Source organism: Streptomyces pseudovenezuelae (genome assembly GCF_029892565.1).
GTDB classification, from domain to species: domain Bacteria; phylum Actinomycetota; class Actinomycetes; order Streptomycetales; family Streptomycetaceae; genus Streptomyces; species Streptomyces pseudovenezuelae_A.
Genome location: NZ_JARXVH010000005.1, coordinates 1 through 20,916, shown reverse-complemented (window position 1 = coordinate 20,916; position 20,916 = coordinate 1). Strand labels below are relative to the sequence as shown.

Sequence of the window (20,916 nt, the reverse complement as noted above, 5' to 3'; positions counted from 1 at the left end):
ATGTCGGCCACCACGCACACCCGGCCCCACCCGGCGACCACCGGTGGCGTCGACATCCGTCTGCCCTGGTGGGCCCTCGCCCTGCCGGCCCTCGCCTTCATCGTGCTGCTGGCCCTGATGCTGAACCCGACGGACGCGCACGCGGCGGCGAGCGACCCCGCGATCACCCACCTCTTCGAGCGGGCGCAGCAGCTCATATCGGGCTGAACACCGCTCCGGCCACCCGTCAACTCCCCCCTCCTCATGGCCTGTTTTCATGCGAAGCTGGGTTCCATGAGCGTCGCAGAACCCCGCAGGATCGTCCTTTTCCGGCATGCGAAAGCCGACTGGCCGCAGGTGTCCGACCACGAGCGTCCGCTCGCTGAGCGGGGCCGCATGGACGCCGCCGTCGCCGGACGCAAGCTGGCCGACACCGGTATCCCTTTCGATCTGGCCCTGTGCTCCACGGCGACCCGGACCCGAGAGACCTGGAAGCTGGCCGTCCACGAACTCCCGCACCGGCCGAAAACCGTCTACGAGGAGCGGATCTACGACGCCTCTCCCGGCGAGTTGATCGCGCTGCTGAACGAGACCCCCGAGGATGCGCAGCAGGTCGTCCTGATCGGCCACAACCCCGGCATCCAGGGCCTGGCGGACGTGCTGGCCGGCAAGGCAGAGGCTGACGCCCGCGAGCGGTTGAGCCGTCGCGGCTTTCCCGCCGCCGCCTTCGTCGTCCTGTCCTTCGACGGCTCCTGGAAGAGCCTGGAGCCCAATGCCGCCACGCTGACCGACTATTGGGCGCCGTCCGAGTAACCCGCGCCGTCCGTCCGCCGGCTGCGGGCGCTCACTCCTCGTCGTGCGTGTCCGCAGCCTCGACCTCTTCGCGGGTCACGCCCAGCAGATACAGCACCGTGTCCAGGAACGGCACGTTCACCGCCGTGTGCGCCGCTTCCCGGACGACCGGCTTGGCGTTGAAGGCGACACCGAGACCGGCCGCGTTGAGCATGTCCAGGTCGTTGGCGCCGTCGCCGATCGCGACGGTCTGGGCGAGCGGTACGCCCGCCTCGGCGGCGAAGCGGCGCAGCAGCCGCGCTTTGCCGGCCCGGTCCACGATCTCGCCGGTGACCTTGCCCGTCAGCTTGCCGTCGACGATCTCCAGCGTGTTGGCCTGCGCGAAGTCCAGCCCGAGCCGGTCCCGCAGATCGTCGGTGACCTGGGTGAACCCCCCGGAGACGACGCCGACTTGGTAGCCGAGCCGCTTCAGCGTGCGGATCAGTGTGCGCGCGCCCGGCGTCAGCCGTACCTCGTTGCGGACCTTGTCCACCACCGAGGCGTCAAGACCCGCCAGCAGCGCCACGCGCGCGTGCAGCGACTGCTCGAAGTCCAGTTCCCCGCGCATCGCGGACGCCGTCACCTCGGCGACCTTGTCCGCGCAACCGGCGTGCGCGGCGAACAGCTCGATCACCTCGTCCTGGATGAGCGTCGAGTCGACGTCCATGACGACCAGGCGCTGGGCTCGCCGGTGCAGGCCGGCCGCGACCACGGCGACGTCGACACCAAGTGCCGCCGCCTCGGTGACCAGGGCGGTGCGCAGCGGCTCGGTCTCCACGCCGGACACCGCGAACTCGACTGCCGTCACGGGGTACTTGGCGAGCCGGAAGATACGGTCGATGTTGCCGCCGGCCCGGGTGATCCGGGCGGCGACGGCGGCCGTCGCCTCGGCGGTCAGCGGATGGCCCAGCACCGTCACGAGGGAGCGACCGAGTCCACGGGGCCGGTTGTCGCCGAGGCCGGAGATGATCTCCGCCTGCATCTTCATCGACTCCGCCCAACTGTGGACGGTGGAGCGCAACTCCCCCTCCAGCCCACGGTCCGGCTCGGTCACCAGCGCGCACAGCACCATCCGGCCACGCGTGACGACCTGCTCGATGTCGACCACGTCGACGGAGAAGGCGGCGAGGGTGTCGAAGAGGCCCGCGGTGATGCCGGGCCGGTCCTTGCCGAAGATCTTGACGAGGAGGGTGGGGAGGTCGGCGGGGACGTCGAAGGACGAGGTCTGCTCAGCGCTCATGGTGCCCCCACCGTATCCGGCACGCAGTGTCGACCGCCGCCGCGGTCCGCCTAGCGGACACGGAACTCTGGGTGTCGGGAGGGTTGCGTGTGCCTTACCTGTCGGCCACGTGTCTCCTCCGGAGGTCTGCGGGTACCTGGCGCCCGGCGGAGGAAACGTGCTGCGTCCTGCCTCCGGCGCTGGGGGTACCTTGCGCCGGCTGAGGGGGCGTGCCGCGCCTTGCCTCCGGCGGTCTGAGGGCGCCTTGTGCCGGGCGGAGGGGCTGGGTGCGTCCTACTTGGAGCGGTGTGCGGGCACCTTGCATTAGTCGAGGAGGCTGGCCGCGTCCTGTCTTCGGGGCCCGCGGATACCTCGCGCCGGTTGAAGCGCTCGGCTGCGTCTTGCCTCCGGAGGTCTGTGGGTATCCGGCGCCGACTGGAGAGAGCAGCCGCGCCCTACTTCCGGAGGTCTGCGGGCACCTTGCGTCAGCTGAGGAGTTCGGCAGCGTCCAGCCTCCGGGGGCCTGCGGACACCTCGCGCCGGCTGAGGTGACGTGCCGCGCCTTGCCTCCGGCGGTCTGCGCGCACTTTGCGTCGGGCTGGAGAGACCGGCTGTGTCCTGCTTCCGAGGGGCCTGCGGGCATCCGCTTTGCGCAGGCCGAAGGGACCGCCGCCCTGCCCGCGGGCACCTCACCGCTCGCTCGGCGGCCTCCTTGGTGGCGCCGGTGGGGGAGGCGGCGGAGGCGGGGGAGGGCCGTCCTCCGGTGGCGGGGACTGGGGCCGGTTTCGGGACGGCGGCCGGGGAGGCCGGCGCGGCGACTGCGGAGGCGGGCCTCCGATCGGCCCGACCTCGGTGGGCGCGCCGTACATGTCACGGTTGCCGGCGCCGCGTGGCGGCGAGCCTCCGGGGCCGCGCGCGTCGTCGGGCGGCGGGGTGCTCGCCGGGGCACCGGACCGTCGCCCTCGGTCGTTTGGCGGCGCGCCCTCGGCCCCGGGCCGCGCTCGGTCTTGAGGCTGTGCGCCTTCGTTCCCGCGGCGGCCCCGGTCTTGCGGCTGTGCGCTTCCGCCTCCGGGTCGGCCCCGGTCCTGAGGCCGATTGCCCTCGGGGTTGGGACGCTGCCGGTCTTGCGGCCGTGCGCTTCCGCTCCCGTACCGTGCCCGATCTTGTGGCTGTGCGCCTTCTCCGCCCTGGCGGCCCTGGTCCTGGGGCGGGGTGCCTTCGGCGGCAGGGCGGCGCCGGTCCGGCTTTCGTGCGCCTTCGCCCCCGGGCCGCCCCCGGTCCGACGGCCGTGCGTCCTCCGGCTCGCGCACCTCGTCCGGCACGCGCAGATACGGGTTCGTGGCGGGATTCGGCGGCCGGTACGGCGAACCGGGCACGTACGGCCCGGACTCACCGGAGTGCGCGGCCGGTTCACCGGCGTAGGGCTGCTCTCGCTCAGGCGCGCGCGGCCCGGGTTCGCTCGCGTAGGGCCCCGCCCCCTGAGGGTGTGCCCCTGGTTCGCTCGCATATGGTCCGGCGCTCTGCGGGTATGTCCCCGGTTCGCTCGGATACGGTCCCGACCCCTGCGCCTGAGCCCCCGGCTCCCCGGCATACGGCCCGGCCCCTTGCACCTGCGTCCCCGCCTCGCCCGCATACGGGCCGGCCCCCTGCGCGTACGCCCCCGGCTCACCCGCGTACGGCCCGGCCCCAGCCTCCCGCGCGTACGACGGATACCCGGCCCCCACACCTCCCGCGTCCGGCGAGCCCCCCGCCCCCGCGTTCCCCAGTGCCAGCGGTGCCGCCCGTCGCCCCGCCGCGCCCGTCGCCCACGCCAGCAGCGCCCCCACGGCCCCCGCCCCCGCGCCCCACAGGGCACCGAGCACCAGAGCCATGCCCAGGTGCGCGTGCAGCACGATCCCGGCGCCGAACGCGTCGAAGCCCAGCACCGACAGCGAGGCGTCCACCGACACCTCCGTCAGCCACCCGAGTAACGGCAACGCCAACGCCGTGGCGATCCCGAGGCGCAGGGCACAGCGCCCGGCGAACCCGAGGGCACCTGGATTCCGTACCGCACCTGACCCCGCTCCCGGCCCGGCACCTTGCCCCGGCCCTGCGCTTGGCCCCGGCCCATGACCCGCGCCCGCACCCAACCCCGCGCCCGTCCCCGCAACGCGGCCAGCTCCCGGCCCCCACGCCTCGCTGCTCCCGTGGCTCGGCCCCCATGCCTCACCGCTCCCACGGCCCGCGCCGCCGGCAGCCCCGGCCCCGCCGGTCCCCAACCCCGCAGCCCCGGCCCCCGCACCGCCACCGCCCGCCCGCAGCCCCCCGCCACCCCGAACCCCCACCGGCGTCCGCACCGCCGTGAGCACCCCGGCCAGCAGCATCATCAAGGCCACCGCGACTCCCAGCAGCCACACCCGGCTGTCCAGGTCGGCGAGGCGGCTGAGGGTTACCGACTGGTCGGTGTTCGAGGTGAGGAGGTCATCGAGGGGGTCGGGGAGGAGCTTGGCGAGTTCGCCGGTGGCGCGGCCGTCGTAGGGGACGAAGAGGCCGATCGGGATGCCCAGCCACGTTCCGTTGGGGGCGCCGAGCAGCGCCGCGCCGAAGATCCGCTTGGGGTGGTCGTCGCCGATCGCCGCGTACGCCGCCGCCGCCAGGCCCGCCGCCACCGTCACCAACAGCACGGTCACGACGGCGGACGCGGCCGGCCGGACGACGCGGTGCACGGCGTCCCAGCCGCGCGGCAGGGGCGTGCGGCGCGAGGCCAGCAGGGCGATCAGCAGGATGCCGGCCGACCAGCCGAGGCCGCCGAGCAGGGTGGGCGCCGTGTCGACGGTGAAGCCGACCGCCGCCTTCGCGTCGATGAGGTTGCCGACGTTGTCGGGCAGCAGCCCGCCGATGTCCCCGAGGTCGCCGAGCCCGGGGACGCTGACGCCGCCCCCGCCCGAACCGCCGGGCAGCTTGTCGAGACCCAGCGAGCCGCCGTCGATCGTGATGACGTCGTGACCCGCCCACGCGAGCCCGCCCAGCATGGCCACGAAGAGGACGATCACGGCGCCCGCGCGGGCGAGGAGTTCGGCCGGCGCGATCACAACTCCCGCCGCGCGCAAGGACCGTAGGAAGAACCACGACAGGAGCAGCGCGCCGACCAGGCTCACGCCCAACGGCGTGATCGTCACGGCCGTGGTCGCCTCCGCGCCGGTCAGGCCGAACGCGGACACATCTCCGGATGGGGTGATCGAACCACCCGCACCGAGGGCCACGACGGCCGCTGTCATCGGGCCGAGCGAGCTCGCCGAGTCCGCCTCCAGCAGGTGCAGGCCGAGCGCCGCCGTGCCCGCCATCCCGATCAACGCCCAGCTCACGGCGGCGATCGCGGACAGCAGGACGTCTCCCCACGGCAGCCTCGGTCCGGCCTTCGTGGCCTCGACGGTCAACGACGCGCTCATGGCAGACCCCCCGATCCGCAGCGCACGGCACAGTAGCCGCGCCCTGTCCCCCTCGCGTGGATTACCACTCTCCGGGTCGGTTTCAACCCCGTCAACGGAACCGGACGATGCGTCCGCGCGTGGTCTTCACGACGCCCGACTTTCGGTCAGGGGGGTGAGCCTGAAATAGTTCCCGACGATGTTCGACATCCCTAGACTCCCTGTGATGGGGGTAATTCGGGGGACTACTCAGTGGGGCTTGGAGTGCCGGAACTCGTACTGGAATTGAACGGACGTACCTGGACGCTAGAGGAGTCCAGGCCATACACCCTCGGACGTGATCCGCAGGGCGACATCGTGCTCGACGACGCCAGGGTGTCCTGGCGTCACGCCACGATCAGTTGGGGGGGCCGCAGTTGGGTCATCGAGGACCACGGTTCCACCAACGGCACCTTCGTGCAGGGCCAGCGGATCCATCAGATGGAGATCGGCCCAGGCTCTGCCGTGCACCTCGGCAACGCGACCGACGGGCCGCTCCTGAGCGCCTCCGGTGCCGCCGCAGCGCCGCAGGCACAGCCGCAGCAGCAGCCGTACGCGGCCCAGGGCGCGAGCCCCGGCTGGGCGCAGCAGGCGCCGCCGCAGCAGTCGCCGCAGGCCGGCTGGCAGCAGCCGCAGCATGCCACGCCGCAGCAGCCTGCCGCGCATATCCCGCCGCAGCAGAACTCCGGTGGTGTCGCGGGGGCGCCGCCGATCTACGGAGACCGCAGCCCGACCACGTTCCACCAGTTCTCGATCGGTCGCGTGATGCGCATCGGCCGTGCCCTGGAGAACGAGCTGGTCGTCTCCGACCTGCAGGTCTCCCGCAACCACGCCGAGTTCCACTCGATGCCCGACGGGCGCATGGAGATCCGCGACCTCGGCTCGCACAACGGCACGTACGTCAACGGTCAGCCGATCGCCAAGGGCGGCTCGCAGCTGCTCGGGCCGACCGACATCGTCGGCGTCGGCCACTCGACGTTCCGGATCGTGGGCGACCGTCTTGAGGAGTTCGTCGACACCGGTGAGGTGTCCTTCTCCGCCCGCCACCTGACCGTCGAGGTCGACGGCGGCAAGCAGATCCTCAAGGACGTCTCCTTCGGCGTACCGGAGAAGTCGCTGATCGCGGTCATCGGCCCGTCGGGATCGGGCAAGTCGACCCTGCTCAAGGCGCTCACCGGCTACCGGCCCGCCAACCAGGGCGATGTCCTCTACGACAACCGGAACCTGTACAAGCAGTTCGCCGAGCTGCGTCAGCGCATCGGTCTGGTCCCGCAGGACGACATCCTGCACAAGGAACTGACCGTCAAGAAGGCCCTCAAGTACGCGGCCAAACTCCGCTTCCCCGCCGACACCACCGGCGCCGAGCGCAATGCCCGTATCGACGAGGTGCTGCGCGAGCTGAAGCTGGACATCCACAAGGAGAAGAAGGTCACCTCCCTCTCCGGTGGCCAGCGCAAGCGCGTCTCGGTGGCTCTGGAGCTGCTCACCAAGCCGTCGCTGATCTTCCTGGACGAGCCGACCTCCGGCCTCGACCCGGGCATGGACCGCGATGTCATGCAGCTGCTGCGCGGCCTCGCCGACGACGGCCGCACGGTCCTCGTCGTCACCCACTCGGTGGCCGAACTCGCGATCTGCGACAAGCTCCTGGTGATGGCGCCGGGCGGTTCGGTCGCCTACTTCGGACCGCCCGAGGAGGCCCTGAACTTCTTCGGTTACGACACCTGGGCCGACGTCTTCTCCGCCTTCGAGAACTACCGCGACTACGATTGGGCCGGACGCTGGAAGGGCTCGCAGCACTACCAGATGTACGCCGCGGACATCGACGCGATTGCTCCGCAGTCCGTACAGATGCCGCCGCCGCAGGCGATGAAGCCGCCCAAGCCGCAGGGATGGGGCTCGCAGCTGCTCACACTGATCCGCCGCTATGTGTCGGTGATCGTGTCGGACAAGGGCTTCCTGGCGCTGACGGTCATCCTGCCGCTGGTCCTCGGCTCGGTCAGCCTGCTCATCGACTCGGGCCAGGACCTGCTGCCCCGCGGTCGCCAGGGCAACGCCACGGCCACCACGGTGCTGCTGATCCTCGCGGTCGGCGCCTGCTTCGCGGGCGCGGCCAACTCGGTCCGTGAGCTGATCAAGGAACGGGTGATCTACGAGCGGGAACGCGCGACGGGCCTGTCCCGCTCGGCGTACCTGATGTCCAAGGTCGTCGTACTCGGTGTGGTCACCCTGCTCCAGGGCGCCATGGTCGGCGCCATCGGCTTCGCCACCCGCGAGGTGCCGAAGGAGGCCCTGTTCCTCGGCAGCGCTACCAAGCTCGAACTCACCATCCCGATCATGGCGCTGGGCTTCACCTCGATGATGTTCGGCCTGGTCATCTCCTCGCTGGTGAAGACCTCCGAGAAGACGATGCCGCTGCTGGTCATGTTCGCGATCGTCCAGGTCGTGTTCACCGGCTGCCTGTTCACGCTGAACGGCGCGGTGGGCGTCAACCAGGTCTCGTACCTGATGCCCTCCCGCTGGGCCGTCGCCGCGGCGGGCGCCACGCTCGACTTCAACGTGCTCAGCCCGAACAAGGACGACCCGGGCAAGACGGACCCCCTGTGGGAGCACACCGCCACCGCCTGGACCATCGACATGATCGCGCTGATCGCCCTGGCGGTCATCTGCGGCATCCTCGTGGCCCGCTTCCTGCGCCGCCACGAGCCCGAGGTCATGCGCAAGTAGTCACATCAGTACGAGGCTGTTCGTACGACGCCGAAGGGCGGCACCCGTCAGGGGGTGCCGCCCTTCGGCGTCCGGTACCGAGGTCCGCGCCGACCTCAGTACGCGCTGTTGACGTTGTCGATCGAGCCGTACCGGTCGGCCGCGTAGTTGGCGGCGGCCGTGATGTTGGCGACCGGGTCGTAGATGTTCGTCGACGTACCGGAGACGTGGTACGCGCTGAAGGTGGGCTGGATGACCTGGAGCAGACCGATCGACGGGGTGCCGTTGACCGCGTTGACGTCCCAGCCGTTGATGGCGCTCGGGTTGCCCGAGGACTCCCGCATGATGTTCTTGTACAGGCCGTTGTACGAGCCCGGGATGCCCTTCTGCTTCATGATCGCCAGGGCGTGGTTGATCCAGCCGTTGAGGTTGTTGGCGTAGGTCTTCGCGGCGACCGGCTTGATCGCGGCACGCTTCGCGGAGCGGCTCGCCGTCTCCTTGGCCTTGCGCTCGGCCGCGGCCTTCTTCTTCGCCGCGGCCTGCGCGGCCGCCTTCTTCTTGGCGGCGGCCTCGGAGGCTGCCTTCTTCGCGGCCGCCTTCTTCGCGTCCGCCTTGGCCTGGATCTGCTCGGCCTTCAGGCTGGCGCCGGCGAGCTGGTCGGTGACGCTGGCCTTGACGCCCTTGATCGGCTCGGAGCTGTACGCGATCTGCGCCTGCGCCGAGGAAGCGGCCTCGCTCGTGGTCGTCTCCGCGTTGCCGGGCACGGCGGAGAAGGCGAGGGAGGCGGCACCGAGGGTGGCGACACCGGCGATCGCGATCTTGTGGCGACGGGTCAGGGCAAGACTGCGCCCACGAGCACTGAAGTTCTTCGGCATGACAGACGGACCTCTTCGAATAGCGCGGAGGTCGCTCTGCGTCCGGCGGGGGACTCGGGTCCGTCCCGCACGAACGCCCCGGGGGATCCCGAGGCGCTGAGCGACGGCTGCCATTGTTAGCGGCCGCAAAATGCCGTGGCAAAGGTGTGACGTACGATCCCGGGTAGTGGACCCAGGAAGGGCAAAACGGGGCAGACTGGACTGTCTGCCCCGCTCATAAGGGGAGTGTCTATCTCCTATCGACCTTCGTACGTGATCTGCGCCCTATGCGCGGGCTCACATCGAGCGCGTAACGGTCTCACCGCTAGTTGCTGGAGCAATGCACTGAGTGAGGGTTCTCCTCCGGGAGGATGAGATGGACGTCCCCGAACTCGTGCCACAGGTAGAGCCCGCGCAGCGCCTCCTCATAACTGCGGCCGATCGCCGCCCGCCCGGCGATCGCCTCCAGCATCAGCAGATGCGAGGCCTCCGGCTCGTGCAGCCCGGTCAGCAGCCCGTCCACCACCCGCACCCCGCGCTCCGGGGTGACGACGAGATCCGTCCACCCCGCACGCGCGCGTACGACCCCGTCCTCTCCGGCGGCCGACTCCACCGCCCGCACAGCCGTCGTACCGACCGCCACGACCCGCCCGTCCCCGGCCCGCGCCGCGTTGATCAGCCGCGCCGACGCCTCCGGCACCGAGAACCGCTCCGGGTACGGCGCCTCGTGCGCCTCCGCCGAGGCCACCCCGGTGTGCAGGGTGATCGGCGCGAATTGCACGCCCCGGCTCACCAGCTCCGCCACCAGCGACGCGGTGAAGGGCCGCGCCGCGCTCGGCATCTCCGCACTGCCCGCCCCGTCGGCCGTCGGCAGCGCGAACACCGTCTGGTACACGGACAGCGGCTGATCCCGCTCCGTATAGGAGTAACGAATAGGCCGCCCGTACTCACGCAGCACCCCGGCCCCGAGCACCGTCGCCTCCGGCCCGCCCGCCATCGGCGCATGCGGCCCCGGCACCGCGGCCCTCGGCGCTCCCGCTCCTTGGCCCTTTGCCCGCGGCGCTCCCGCCCGGGGCACCGTCGCCTCCGGCGTATCCGGCCCCGGCTCCCCGGCCCTCGGCGCTCCCGCTCCCGCTCCCGCTCCCGCTCCTGGAGCCTCCGCCCCCGACACCCGCGCCCACCACAGCCGGTCACTGTCCGCCCCGAGCGGCTCCGTGAGCGTCAGCCGGACGCCCCCGGGCAGCCGCACCTCCGTCCCCACCGGGCCGCCCGCACGCGCACGCGTGGTGCCGTCCCCGACGGGATCCCGCAGCTCGACCGCCCACCGCCCGTCGTCCCCGCGCGTGGAGAAGTGCACCACCACGCACGCGTGCCCGATCCGACCGTCCACGGCGGCCGCGAGAGTCGGCGACGTGTTCACGACCAGCAGATCCCCGGCCCGCAGCAGCCGGGGCAGCTCCACGAACGCGTGGTGCGACACCTCGACGCCCCGCGACACCAGCAGCCGTACGGAATCCCGGCCGCGCCCCGGCCCCCGCTGCTCGGCCGGAACCCTCGCGGACAGCTCCTCCGGTACCCGAACCGCCAGCGTCATCGCCCCTCCACCAGCAGCGACGGAGCCGCGTAGCGACCGCTCACCGGCCGTTCGTCCAGCAGCCGCAGAAAGGCCGGCACCACATCGACCGGCGCCGGCCGCGGATCGTCGTCGTCCGGTACGGCCGCCGCGTACAGGTCCGTCGCCATGTCCCCGGGGTCCACCGCCCACACCCGCAACCCCGGCTCCTCCGCCCCGAGCACCGCCACGAGCTGGTCCAGGGCCGCCTTCGACGCCCCGTACCCGCCCCACGTCTCGTACGCCTCGGCCGCCGCGTCCGAGCTGACGGCGATCACCATGCCGCCCGCCTTGGACGCCCGCAGCAGCGGCAGCGCCTCCTGGACCAGGCCCAGCGCGGCCACCACGTTCACCTCCAGCGCCCGCCGCAGCCCCTCCACAGGCAGCGTCTCCAGCCGTACCAGCGGCTCCGCGCCCAGCGCGCTGGCGTTGCTCACCAGCAGGTCGGCGCCGCCGAGCCGCCAGGCCGCCGCCACCAGCTCGGCCCGGTGCCCGGCGTCCGTGACGTCCCCCGGCAACCCCGTCACGCGCGTGGCGTACGCCGACACGGCCGCCGCGGTCTCCGCCAGGACCCCCTCGCTCCTGGCGTCGAGCACCAGATCCCAGCCCCGCGCGGCCAGCGCCTCGGCGAGCGCCCGTCCAAGTCCCTTCGAAGCCCCCGTGATGATCGCCACCGGCATGACACACGTCCCCTCGTATAGTCCGCCCGTTGATCGGCGTGCCTTCAACGTAGGAACCGGATCACCCGCCCCGCGTCGGACGCGGGCCCCAAAGCGCCGGGGCCCTTCGGCCTACGCCTGCCGTTCCGGGGACCTTCGCCCTAGGTCCATCGACCCAGGCCGGGCCGCCACTGGTCCGATCCGCGGTGTCACACCCCGCCGGTACCGTGAGGACATGAGTCAAGGCCCCCGGTCCGGCCTCGCCGCGGTGAGTTCCGCGCTGCTGGCCATGAGCAGGCACCTGGAGGTGCGCGACGTCCTCAAGACGATCGTCGCCTCGGCCCGTGAGCTGCTCGGCGCGCAGTACGCGGCGCTCGGCGTCCCCGACGACCACGGGGGCTTCGCGCAGTTCGTGGTCGACGGTGTAAGCGACGCGCAGTGGAAGGCCATCGGCCCGCTCCCGCGCCAGCACGGCATCCTCGCCGCGATGCTGCACGAGGCGAAGGCGGAGCGCCTGGCCGACGTGCGCAAGGACCCCCGCTTCGAGGGCTGGCCCTCCGCCCACCCCAACATGTCCGACTTCCTGGGCCTGCCGATCCGGGACGGTGACGAGGTCATCGGCGCCCTGTTCCTCGCCAACAAACTGCGCCCGGCGACGGAGGACCACCCGCGTCCCCAGCAGGAGGGGAGCTGCGCCTTCACGCAGGAGGACGAGGAACTGCTGGGGATCCTCGCCCAGCACGCCGCGATCGCCCTCACCAACGCCCGCCTGTACGAGCGCAGTCGGGAGCTGACCATCGTCGAGGAGCGCTCCCGGCTCGCCCACGAACTGCACGACGCGGTCAGCCAGAAGCTCTTCTCCCTGCGCCTGACCGCCCAGGCCGCCGCCGCCCTCGTCGACCGCGACCCGGCGCGCGCCAAGGGCGAGTTGCAGCAGGTCGCCGCGCTCGCCGCCGAAGCGGCCGACGAACTGCGCGACGCCGTCGTCGAGTTGCGCCCCGCCGCCCTCGACGAGGACGGCCTCGTGGCCACCCTGCGCACCCAGGCCCAGGTCCTCGACCGCGCCCACTCCGCGCGCGTGACCTTCGACAGCTGCGGTGTACGAGCCCTGCCGGCCGCCCAGGAGGAGGCCGTCCTGCGGGTCGCCCAGGAGGCCCTGCACAACGCACTCCGCCACTCCGGCGCCGAACACGTCGAGGTCACCCTGGCCCGACGCGCGGGCGGAGCCGTCCTACGGGTGACCGACGACGGCGGCGGCTTCGACCCGCACACCACCCGCCGCGCCGGACGCCACCTCGGCCTGGTCTCGATGCGCGACCGGACGAGCGGCGTCGGCGGCACACTGACCGTGCAATCGGCGCCCGGAAAGGGCACCACGATCGAGATGGAGGTCCCCGGTGGCTGACGCAATCAAGGTGCTGCTCGTCGACGACCACCAGGTGGTCCGCCGCGGCCTGCGCACCTTCCTGGAGGTGCAGGACGACATCGAGGTCGTGGGCGAGGCCGCCGACGGTGCCGAAGGAGTCGCCCGCGCCGAGGAGTTGAAGCCCGACGTCGTCCTCATGGACGTCAAGATGCCGGGCATGGACGGCGTGGACGCACTCCGCAAGCTCCGCGAACTGGCGAACCCGGCGCGCGTGCTGATCGTCACCAGCTTCACCGAACAGCGCACGGTGATCCCGGCCCTGCGCGCCGGAGCCGCCGGATACGTCTACAAGGACGTGGACCCGGACGCGCTCGCCGGCGCCATCCGCTCGGTTCACGCGGGCCACATCCTGCTCCAGCCCGAGGTGGCCGGCGCGCTGCTCTCCCAGGAGGAGGCCAACTCGGGCCACGGGAGGGCGGGTTCGCTCACCGAGCGGGAGCGCGAGGTGCTGGGCCTGATAGCGGACGGCCGCTCCAACCGAGAGATCGCCCGGGCCCTGGTCCTCTCCGAGAAGACGGTCAAGACCCACGTCTCGAACATCCTGATGAAGCTCGACCTGGCGGACCGCACCCAGGCCGCACTCTGGGCGGTTCGTCACGGAGTGGCCGGTTGATCCACGGCGCATCAGGGGGCGTACGGCAATTCGGAGCGTCTCACTCCGGACTGAGATTCATACCGTCGTGGGAATGTCCCCCGGATGGCGCATCCTTCGTGGATCTCCGCCGTTCTCCAGTGCGTGCTGCGGCGACTGCCGCGGCCATCGCTAGGAGGACTCAGAAGTGAAGAACCTGAAGAAGGCAGCGGCCGTGACGATGGTGGCCGGCGGGCTGGTCGCCGCCGGTGCGGGCATGGCCTCTGCCACCGGTGGTTCGCTGGCCGACGGCCAGGCCGTCAGCTCGCCGGGCGTCGGCTCGGGCAACCTCGTCCAGGTCCCGGTCCACGTCCCGGTGAACGCGGTCGGCAACAGCGTGAACGTCATCGGTGTGCTGAACCCCGCCTTCGGCAACCTCGGCCTCAACCGCTGAAGTCCGTCGCACGGCGGGCGCTGACCTTCGGCCTCCCGGGCTGCCCCGGGAGGCCGGTCAGCTAGTCGTTCGAATGATCCGAAAGGGCGGTTCATGTCTGATTCGCGTACCGCCCTTGTTCTTTTCCTCGTTGATCAGCGCACGACCCGCGGCCGGGTCGGATACGCAAACGCAGGAGGAACGCTTCTCATGAACATCGCCAAGAAGGCCGCCGTAGCCCTCACCGTGGCCGGCATCGCCGCCGGCGCGGGTGCCGGCGCCGCTGTCGCCGACGCGGGTGCCGACGGCGCGGCCGTGAAGTCGCCGGGCGTCGGCTCGGGCAACCTGGTCCAGGTCCCCGTCCACGTCCCCGTCAACGTGGTCGGCGACAGCGTCAACGTCATCGGCCTGCTGAACCCGGCGTTCGGCAACCACGGCGTGAACGACTGACGCCAGCAGAACGAGAAGGGCCCCACCAGTCAATGACGACTGGTGGGGCCCTTCTGGCGTGTGGGGTTTCCGGCGGGCGCGGGTTCCTTTCGACGTCGGCCAGGGCCTTTGTCTTCAGCCCGTCCCGCGTTTGAGGACGAGGCCGTCCAGGCCGAAGCGGGGGCCTGGGGGCGGCAGCCCCCAGACGCCCACGTCAACGCAGGCCAACTACCGAACCGAACCTCACCACCGCTCCCGCTCCTCCACAACGGAGTTGTACGCCGCGACCTGCGCCCGCCGAGCTGTCCGCTCAACAGGCCGCAACGCCAACGCCCGAGCCGCCATCTCCCCAGAAGTCACCGCCGCGCCATGCCCGTTGGACTCAGCCAGCGCGACGAGCATCCCCACCCGCTCGGCCAGCTCAAGCACCCGAGCCGCCCGCGGCGGATACCCCGGCGCCAACACCTCCCGCCCCCGCTCCGCCCGCGCCCGATACGCCTCGATCGCCGCATCGGCCACCGGCCCCGAGCTGGCGACGTCCAACTGGGACAGCACGTCCGTCGCCTCACGGAGGGCCTCCGCCAGCTCCCGCTCCGCCTCGCCGAGCGACGGCACATCCGCCGGCGGAGCCTCCCGCACCGGCAGGCAGTGCCAGACGACCTCGACATGGACGTCGCCGGCGGGCCCGGCCTCGTACACCTCGGGCACCAAGCCCAGTGCGGTCCCGTAGCAGACCACCGCCTCCTCGGCCTCTATCGCCCGCGCGTTGAACTCCGGCGGCCCGCTCAACCCCAGCGGATGCCCCGGCGCCGGCAGCGCGACGCGCAGCCCCGTCGCCCCGAGCGTCCGCAGCCGCCCCAGCGCGAGTGTGAGCCCGACCGGCCCCGACTCACCGGGCAGCCCCTCCATCCGATGCACCGCGTCGTCCCCGACGATCGCGAGCACCGCGTCGTCCGGCGAGACAAGACCGGCCAAAAGGGCGTTTCCCCATGCGGCGAGGCGCCCTGAACGTGGTTCCGAGAACATGACCCCCAGCCTAAGGACCGGACCGATGGAATGGAGCGGGCGGCCGGTGGCGTAGATTTCATCGAGGGCTGCGCACACCAGCGCGCACGCGACAGCCGAGACGCCGAGACCTGGCCACACTGCAAGGGGAGACAACGCGCTCATGAGCGATGTTCTGGAGCTTCAGGACGTATCTGTGGTCCGGGAGGGCCGGGCTCTGGTGGACCAGGTCTCCTGGTCGGTCAAGGAAGGCGAGCGCTGGGTCATCCTCGGTCCGAACGGCGCCGGCAAGACCACTCTCCTGAACGTCGCGTCCAGCTACCTCTACCCCAGCAAGGGCACCGCCACCATCCTCGGCGAGACCCTCGGCAAGCCCGGCACCGACGTCTTCGAGCTGCGCCCCCGCATCGGCATCGCCGGTATCGCCATGGCCGACAAGCTGCCCAAGCGCCAGACGGTGCTGGAGACCGTACTGACCGCTGCGTACGGCATGACGGCCGGCTGGCAGGAGGAGTACGAGGAGATCGACGAGCAGCGCGCGCGTGCCTTCCTCGACCGCCTCGGCATGAGCGACTACCTGGAGCGCAAGTTCGGCACCCTCTCCGAGGGCGAGCGCAAGCGCACCCTCATCGCGCGTGCCCTGATGACCGACCCCGAGCTGCTGCTCCTCGACGAGCCCGCCGCGGGCCTCGACCTCGGCGGCCGCGAGGACCTGGTCCGCCGCCTGGGCCGGCTCGCCCGCGACCCGATCGCCCCCTCGATGCTGATGGTCACCCACCATGTCGAGGAGATCGCCCCCGGCTTCACCCACGTCCTGATGATCCGTCAGGGCAAGGTTCTCGCCGCCGGCCCCCTGGAGCTCGAACTCACCTCGCGCAACCTCTCCCTCTGCTTCGGCCTCCCCCTCGTCGTCGAGCAGCTCGGCGAACGCTGGACCGCTCAGGGTCTTCCCATGTCCTGACCCCCTTTGCGCCCTGTCGGCAGCACGACTTGCGGTCATACCATTGACCATGTGAACGACATCGACGCATGGGTGTGGTGGCTCGTCGGCGCGGCCGGGCTCGGAATCCCCCTGGTGATCACGGCCATGCCGGAGTTCGGCATGTTCGCCGTGGGCGCCCTCGCCGCGGCAGGCGTCGCCGGACTGGGCTTCGGCGTCGTGGTCCAGGTACTCGCTTTCGTCATCGTCTCGGTCGCCCTGATCGCCGTCGTCCGGCCCATCGCGACCCGGCACAGCACGCAACGCCCCCAACTCCGCACCGGCGTGGATGCGTTGAAGGGCAAGCAGGCCCTCGTACTGGAACGAGTGGACGGATCCGGCGGCCGGATCAAGCTCGCCGGAGAGGTCTGGTCGGCCCGCTCGCTCGACAACGGCCGTGCCTACGAAGTGGGACAGGAAGTGGATGTCGTGGAGATCGAGGGAGCGACCGCGATCGTCATCTGACCTCGCAGGACTCAACTGAACCGAACAGGCCCCGAGTTGTGCGAGGGTCTGTCATGCTCGACCAGCAAGATCTTCAACAACCATAAGATCTTCCGAAAGAGCCGAGGCGGAGAAGGGTACGGGGAACGACGATGGAACCGGTCATCATCGTCCTGATCATCCTGGTGGTGTTGGTCTTCATCGCCCTGATCAGGACAATCCAAGTCATCCCGCAGGCCAGCGCCGCCATCGTCGAGCGGTTCGGTCGTTACACGCGGACACTCAACGCGGGCCTCAACATCGTCGTCCCGTTCATCGACACCATCCGCAACCGCATCGACCTGCGCGAACAGGTCGTGCCGTTCCCGCCGCAGCCGGTGATCACCCAGGACAACCTGGTGGTCAACATCGACACGGTCATCTACTACCAGGTGACGGACGCACGCGCCGCGACCTACGAAGTGGCCAGCTACATCCAGGCAATTGAGCAGCTCACGGTCACCACGCTCCGCAACATCATCGGTGGCATGGACCTGGAGCGGACCCTGACCTCCCGCGAGGAGATCAACGCGGCCCTGCGCGGAGTCCTCGACGAGGCCACCGGCAAGTGGGGCATCCGCGTCAACCGCGTCGAGCTCAAGGCGATCGAACCGCCCACCTCCATCCAGGACTCGATGGAGAAGCAGATGCGCGCCGACCGTGACAAGCGCGCCGCGATCCTCACCGCGGAGGGCACGCGCCAGGCGGCCATCCTCACCGCGGAGGGCGAGAAGCAGTCCCAGATCCTGCGCGCCGAAGGTGAGGCCAAGGCCGCGGCCCTGCGCGCCGAGGGCGAGGCCCAGGCGGTCCGTACGGTCTTCGAGGCGATCCACGCCGGCGACGCCGACCAGAAGCTGCTCAGCTACCAGTACCTCCAGATGCTCCCGAAGATCGCCGAGGGCGACGCGAACAAGCTCTGGATCGTCCCCAGCGAGATCGGCGACGCCCTCAAGGGACTGTCCGGCGCGATGGGCAACATGGGCCCGTTCGGCGGCAATTCGGGCGACGGGGGCTCGGACCGGTCCACGGAACGACGCGAGAAGCCGTCCATCGACTGACGACCGTCCACCGACGGACGACCGCCGAGACGATACGAGAGCTGGGGCCCGCCTCCTTTAGGAGGCGGGCCCCAGCTCTCGTATCGTCCTGCGCCTAAGCCGCGGGCGCCGGCTGCGAAAGCCAGTCCGGCAGCGCCGCGAAGTCGTCGTTACCCAGCGACAACAGCATCGCGCCCGCGGGCGTCGGCTCGAACGGCGGCCGCAGCAGCGGCATCTGCGCCTGCTCCGGAGTCCGGTTCGCCTTGCGGTGGTTGTCCTCCGCGCACGAGGCCACCGTGTTCAGCCAGGTGTCCTGTCCGCCCTGCGACCGCGGCACCACATGGTCCACGGTCGTCGCGCGCCTGCCGCAGTACGCGCACCTGTGCCGGTCCCTGACCAGCACACCCCGCCTCGACCACGGAGCTTGTCTTCGGAACGGGACCCTGACATACCTGCACAGCCGGATCACCCGGGGGGCCGGTATGTCAACCGCCGCTCCGCGCATGCGCAGTTCGGGGTGGGCCTGCTCGACGACGGCCTTGTCCTGCAGCACCAGGACAACGGCTCGGTTCAACGTCACCGTGGACAGCGGCTCGAAGCTCGCGTTCAGCACCAGCGTGTCCCGCATCCAGCCCACCTCCTTCGTGCACCTGGCCCACCCCCTGGCGGGCTTGGATCAACTTTGGACGGGCGCGCTGAGATGGACAACGCAATAAAAAATGCCCGCCTCTGATCACTTCCAAGACCAGAGGCGGGCAAACGTTCAGTGAATCTCAGTCTTCGGCAGGAACCTCGTACTCGCCGATCAGCTGGGCCCGCGCGATCGCGTGGAACCGCAGATTGAAACCGACGAAAGCGGGCGAGGCATCCGCGTCCGGGCCGAGCTTCTCCTGATCAACGGCGTACACCGTGAACACATACCGGTGCGGCCCGTCCCCGGGCGGCGGAGCGGCACCACCGAAGTCCTTGCTCCCGTAGTCGTTGCGCGCCTGCACGGCACCCTCGGGCAACCCCTCGAACTTGCCGCTGCCCGCACCCACCGGAAGCTCGGTCACCGAGGCCGGGATGTCGAACACGACCCAGTGCCAGAACCCGCTGCCCGTCGGGGCATCGGGGTCGTAGCAGGTCACGGCGAAGCTCTTGGTCTCCGCCGGGAAGCCCTCCCACCGCAACTGCGGCGAGATGTTGCCGGCCGCGTAGACCTGGGCGTCCTTGAGCGCCCCGCCCTCCTCGACGTCCTCGCTCGTCACACTGAACGACGGAACGGGCGGGTGGAAGTCATGGGGGAGCGGCCGCCGCTTGAGCTCGGTCACCTCGGTACCTCCTGCATCGATTACTGGAATCAGCAGTTCCGAGCCTAGAACCAGTTGCGCTTGCTGCCGACCTCGGACAGCCACTGATTGAGGTACGCGACCCAGTCGGTGCCGTGGAAGTCGTGCAGCCCGACCTGGAAGGACCGGAACGTGTCACTGCCCTCACTGAACAGTCCCGGCTTCTTGTCCATTTCCAGGATGACGTCCATGGCCTGCGCGTCCGCCACGAAGCTCAGCTCGACCTGGTTCAGCCCCCGGTACTGCGACGGCGGGAAGAACTCGATCTCCTGGTAGAACGGCAGCGACTGCCGCGTACCCCGGATGTGCCCGCGCTCCATGTCCGCGTTCTTGAAGCGGAAGCCCAGCTGGATGAAGGCGTCCAGAATCGCCTTCTGCGCCGGCAGCGGGTGCACGCTGATCGGGTCCAGGTCACCGGAGTCGATGGCCCGCTCGATCGCCAGCTCGGTCGTCACACCGATGTTCATCCCGCGCAGCGGCTGCCCGTCGATCGTCGTGATCGGCGTCTCCCACGGGATCTCAAGACCGAACGGCACCGCGTGCACAGCCCCGGCCTGCAGCTCGAAGGCCCCACCGAGCCGCACCTTGGTGAACTCGATGTTCTGCTTGTACTCCTCGTCACCGCTCTCGACCTCGACCTTGGCCTGCAGTCCCACGGACAGGCCCTCGATGTTCTGGTTCACGGACCCGCCCTGGATCCGCACCTCACCCTGGACGACGCCGCCCGGCACGACGTTGACCTCGGTCAGCACCGTCTCGACCGAAGCTCCGCCGGCCCCCAGGCTCGCGAGCAGCTTCTTGAACGCCATGTCTCTCCCTAGTACGTGTGGGCCTTTGATCCCTACAAACGCGATCCGGGCCCGACCGGTTCCGCGCCCACACCCTGGCAAGCGGACGAACCCTTGACCACCCCTTGGCCAAGACCGGTCTGGACTACGCTCGTACGCCATGATCGCGCCACCGGACGCTACGCCACTGCCCCGACACTTCTTCGACCGCCCCGTTCTCGAGGTCGCCCCCGACCTCCTCGGCCGCGTCCTCGTCCGTACGACCCCGGACGGCCCGATCCGCGTGCGCCTGACGGAGGTCGAGGCCTACGACGGTCCGAACGACCCCGGCTCGCACGCCTATCGCGGTCACACGGCCCGCAATGACGTGATGTTCGGTCCGCCCGGCCACGTGTACGTCTACTTCACCTACGGCATGTGGTTCTGCATGAACCTGGTCTGCGGCCCCGAGGGCAACCCGAGCGCGGTCCTGCTGCGCGCCGGCGAGATCGTGGAAGGCGCCGAGCTCGCGCGTAAACGTCGACTCTCGGCCCGAAATGACAAGGAACTGGCCAAAGGACCGGCACGCCTGGCCACAGCCCTGGACGTGACCCGCGAGCTGAACGGCACGGACGCGTGCGCGGCAGGCGACACCCCGCTCCGCATACTGACGGGCACCCCGGTACCCGCCGACCAGGTACGCAACGGCCCCCGCACCGGAGTCTCCGGCGACGGAGCGGTGCAGCCCTGGCGCTACTGGGTCGCCAACGACCCGACGGTGAGCCCGTATCGGGCCCATGCGCCAAGGCGTCGCTCAAGTTGACTCGTTCTTGGAAGGTGCGTAACGTAGCTCCAGCCGCTTGAACCGGGTACGGCAATCGCCAGCAGCCGGAAGCGGCCAACCACTACCTACGATTTCCCCTGGCGGGGTCGAATTTTGGCGTGCCTGCATGCCTGAATTGGAACTCGCGGAACTCGATTATGAGTTGCCGAGGGAATCGGCTAACGTAGTGAATGTCGAAAGGCCCCGCCGACCGGGAAACAGACGCTGAAAGGCTCTGGTAGAGTCGGAAACGCAAGACCGAAGGGAAGCGCCCGGAGGAAAGCCCGAGAGGGTGAGTACAAAGGAAGCGGCCGTTCCTTGAGAACTCA

Annotated in this window: 20 protein-coding genes; 11 read left to right on the top strand and 9 right to left on the bottom strand. The window is 70.4% G+C overall.

Annotated features, from left to right (window positions below; translation table 11 throughout):
* Nucleotides 1-207, top strand: a complete 207-nt coding sequence (locus M2283_RS16530; RefSeq protein WP_280877008.1) for a hypothetical protein — start codon at nt 1-3, stop codon at nt 205-207.
* A gap of 66 nt (nt 208-273) precedes the next feature.
* Entirely contained in the window at nt 274-792 is a 519-nt protein-coding gene (locus M2283_RS16525) for a SixA phosphatase family protein (RefSeq protein WP_280877007.1), read from the top strand.
* A 31-nt stretch (nt 793-823) separates the two neighbouring features.
* Here M2283_RS16525 and serB read toward each other — a convergent pair whose 3' ends face one another.
* Entirely contained in the window at nt 824-2,050 is a 1,227-nt protein-coding gene (gene serB, locus M2283_RS16520; protein ID WP_280877006.1) for a phosphoserine phosphatase SerB, read from the bottom strand.
* Between the two features lie 668 nt (nt 2,051-2,718).
* Entirely contained in the window at nt 2,719-5,457 is a 2,739-nt protein-coding gene (locus M2283_RS16515; RefSeq protein WP_280877005.1) for a streptophobe family protein, read from the bottom strand.
* A gap of 243 nt (nt 5,458-5,700) precedes the next feature.
* On the opposite strand from M2283_RS16515, the gene M2283_RS16510 reads away from it, so the two are divergent.
* Nucleotides 5,701-8,199 carry an ABC transporter ATP-binding protein/permease gene (locus M2283_RS16510; RefSeq protein ID WP_280877004.1) on the top strand — a complete coding sequence of 833 codons (2,499 nt, stop codon included), beginning with the start codon at nt 5,701-5,703 and terminating at the stop codon, nt 8,197-8,199.
* A gap of 95 nt (nt 8,200-8,294) precedes the next feature.
* Here the strand turns inward: M2283_RS16510 and M2283_RS16505 are convergent, their stop codons facing one another.
* The 3 genes from M2283_RS16505 to M2283_RS16495 form a co-directional block, all read right to left on the bottom strand.
* Complete coding sequence (locus M2283_RS16505) at nt 8,295-9,053, bottom strand: transglycosylase SLT domain-containing protein (protein WP_280877003.1); 759 nt, start codon at nt 9,051-9,053, stop codon at nt 8,295-8,297.
* A 304-nt stretch (nt 9,054-9,357) separates the two neighbouring features.
* Nucleotides 9,358-10,626: an S-adenosylmethionine:tRNA ribosyltransferase-isomerase gene (locus tag M2283_RS16500; protein ID WP_280877002.1), complete on the bottom strand. Its 1,269-nt coding sequence runs from the start codon at nt 10,624-10,626 to the stop codon at nt 9,358-9,360.
* Entirely contained in the window at nt 10,623-11,324 is a 702-nt protein-coding gene (locus M2283_RS16495) for an SDR family NAD(P)-dependent oxidoreductase (protein ID WP_280877001.1), read from the bottom strand. The genes M2283_RS16500 and M2283_RS16495 overlap by 4 nt, the downstream gene beginning before the upstream one ends.
* Nucleotides 11,325-11,538: 214 nt before the next feature.
* Between M2283_RS16495 and M2283_RS16490 the strand changes: the two genes are divergently transcribed.
* The 4 genes from M2283_RS16490 to M2283_RS16475 all read left to right on the top strand — a co-directional run bounded on the left by M2283_RS16490 (nt 11,539) and on the right by M2283_RS16475 (nt 14,183).
* The gene (locus tag M2283_RS16490; RefSeq protein WP_280877000.1) at nt 11,539-12,708 is read left to right on the top strand and encodes a GAF domain-containing sensor histidine kinase; all 1,170 of its coding nucleotides are present in this window, start codon (nt 11,539-11,541) and stop codon (nt 12,706-12,708) included.
* Nucleotides 12,701-13,342, top strand: a complete 642-nt coding sequence (locus M2283_RS16485) for a response regulator transcription factor (protein ID WP_280876999.1) — start codon at nt 12,701-12,703, stop codon at nt 13,340-13,342. Before M2283_RS16490 ends, M2283_RS16485 begins: the two co-directional genes overlap by 8 nt.
* Before the next feature lie 166 nt (nt 13,343-13,508).
* Nucleotides 13,509-13,754: a chaplin ChpE gene (gene chpE / locus M2283_RS16480; protein ID WP_280876998.1), complete on the top strand. Its 246-nt coding sequence runs from the start codon at nt 13,509-13,511 to the stop codon at nt 13,752-13,754.
* 189 nt (nt 13,755-13,943) lie between these two features.
* The gene (locus tag M2283_RS16475; protein WP_280876997.1) at nt 13,944-14,183 is read left to right on the top strand and encodes a chaplin; all 240 of its coding nucleotides are present in this window, start codon (nt 13,944-13,946) and stop codon (nt 14,181-14,183) included.
* A 222-nt stretch (nt 14,184-14,405) separates the two neighbouring features.
* Here the strand turns inward: M2283_RS16475 and M2283_RS16470 are convergent, their stop codons facing one another.
* A complete protein-coding gene (locus M2283_RS16470) occupies nt 14,406-15,188 on the bottom strand; it encodes a hypothetical protein (RefSeq protein ID WP_280876996.1) in 783 nt (260 codons plus the stop codon).
* A gap of 142 nt (nt 15,189-15,330) precedes the next feature.
* Between M2283_RS16470 and M2283_RS16465 the strand changes: the two genes are divergently transcribed.
* The 3 genes from M2283_RS16465 (at nt 15,331) to M2283_RS16455 (ending at nt 17,687) form a co-directional block, all read left to right on the top strand.
* Entirely contained in the window at nt 15,331-16,128 is a 798-nt protein-coding gene (locus tag M2283_RS16465) for an ABC transporter ATP-binding protein (protein ID WP_280876995.1), read from the top strand.
* Between the two features lie 51 nt (nt 16,129-16,179).
* A complete protein-coding gene (locus M2283_RS16460; RefSeq protein WP_280876994.1) occupies nt 16,180-16,611 on the top strand; it encodes an NfeD family protein in 432 nt (143 codons plus the stop codon).
* A gap of 131 nt (nt 16,612-16,742) precedes the next feature.
* On the top strand, nt 16,743-17,687 hold the full coding sequence (locus tag M2283_RS16455; RefSeq protein WP_280876993.1) for an SPFH domain-containing protein: 945 nt from the start codon (nt 16,743-16,745) through the stop codon (nt 17,685-17,687).
* 94 nt (nt 17,688-17,781) lie between these two features.
* Here M2283_RS16455 and M2283_RS16450 read toward each other — a convergent pair whose 3' ends face one another.
* The 3 genes from M2283_RS16450 to M2283_RS16440 form a co-directional block, all read right to left on the bottom strand.
* The gene (locus M2283_RS16450; RefSeq protein ID WP_280876992.1) at nt 17,782-18,294 is read right to left on the bottom strand and encodes an HNH endonuclease; all 513 of its coding nucleotides are present in this window, start codon (nt 18,292-18,294) and stop codon (nt 17,782-17,784) included.
* A gap of 145 nt (nt 18,295-18,439) precedes the next feature.
* Nucleotides 18,440-18,979: a YbhB/YbcL family Raf kinase inhibitor-like protein gene (locus M2283_RS16445; RefSeq protein WP_280876991.1), complete on the bottom strand. Its 540-nt coding sequence runs from the start codon at nt 18,977-18,979 to the stop codon at nt 18,440-18,442.
* 44 nt (nt 18,980-19,023) lie between these two features.
* A complete protein-coding gene (locus tag M2283_RS16440; RefSeq protein WP_280876990.1) occupies nt 19,024-19,806 on the bottom strand; it encodes a sporulation protein in 783 nt (260 codons plus the stop codon).
* Nucleotides 19,807-19,945: 139 nt separating this feature from the next.
* Between M2283_RS16440 and M2283_RS16435 the strand changes: the two genes are divergently transcribed.
* Nucleotides 19,946-20,587 carry a DNA-3-methyladenine glycosylase gene (locus M2283_RS16435; RefSeq protein WP_280876989.1) on the top strand — a complete coding sequence of 214 codons (642 nt, stop codon included), beginning with the start codon at nt 19,946-19,948 and terminating at the stop codon, nt 20,585-20,587.
* Nucleotides 20,588-20,916: the final 329 nt, after the last annotated feature.

Excerpts from the sequence above, each read along its gene's own strand:
- M2283_RS16530 (WP_280877008.1), top strand. The coding sequence starts at position 1 with ATGTCGGCCACCACGCACACCCGGCCCCACCCGGCGACCACCGGTGGC.
- M2283_RS16525 (WP_280877007.1), top strand. The coding sequence starts at position 274 with ATGAGCGTCGCAGAACCCCGCAGGATCGTCCTTTTCCGGCATGCGAAA.
- serB (WP_280877006.1), bottom strand. The coding sequence starts at position 2,050 with ATGAGCGCTGAGCAGACCTCGTCCTTCGACGTCCCCGCCGACCTCCCC.
- M2283_RS16515 (WP_280877005.1), bottom strand. The coding sequence starts at position 5,457 with ATGAGCGCGTCGTTGACCGTCGAGGCCACGAAGGCCGGACCGAGGCTG.
- M2283_RS16505 (WP_280877003.1), bottom strand. The coding sequence starts at position 9,053 with ATGCCGAAGAACTTCAGTGCTCGTGGGCGCAGTCTTGCCCTGACCCGT.
- M2283_RS16500 (WP_280877002.1), bottom strand. The coding sequence starts at position 10,626 with ATGACGCTGGCGGTTCGGGTACCGGAGGAGCTGTCCGCGAGGGTTCCG.
- M2283_RS16495 (WP_280877001.1), bottom strand. The coding sequence starts at position 11,324 with ATGCCGGTGGCGATCATCACGGGGGCTTCGAAGGGACTTGGACGGGCG.
- M2283_RS16490 (WP_280877000.1), top strand. The coding sequence starts at position 11,539 with ATGAGTCAAGGCCCCCGGTCCGGCCTCGCCGCGGTGAGTTCCGCGCTG.
- M2283_RS16475 (WP_280876997.1), top strand. The coding sequence starts at position 13,944 with ATGAACATCGCCAAGAAGGCCGCCGTAGCCCTCACCGTGGCCGGCATC.
- M2283_RS16470 (WP_280876996.1), bottom strand. The coding sequence starts at position 15,188 with ATGTTCTCGGAACCACGTTCAGGGCGCCTCGCCGCATGGGGAAACGCC.
- M2283_RS16465 (WP_280876995.1), top strand. The coding sequence starts at position 15,331 with ATGAGCGATGTTCTGGAGCTTCAGGACGTATCTGTGGTCCGGGAGGGC.
- M2283_RS16455 (WP_280876993.1), top strand. The coding sequence starts at position 16,743 with ATGGAACCGGTCATCATCGTCCTGATCATCCTGGTGGTGTTGGTCTTC.
- M2283_RS16450 (WP_280876992.1), bottom strand. The coding sequence starts at position 18,294 with ATGCGGGACACGCTGGTGCTGAACGCGAGCTTCGAGCCGCTGTCCACG.
- M2283_RS16440 (WP_280876990.1), bottom strand. The coding sequence starts at position 19,806 with ATGGCGTTCAAGAAGCTGCTCGCGAGCCTGGGGGCCGGCGGAGCTTCG.
- M2283_RS16435 (WP_280876989.1), top strand. The coding sequence starts at position 19,946 with ATGATCGCGCCACCGGACGCTACGCCACTGCCCCGACACTTCTTCGAC.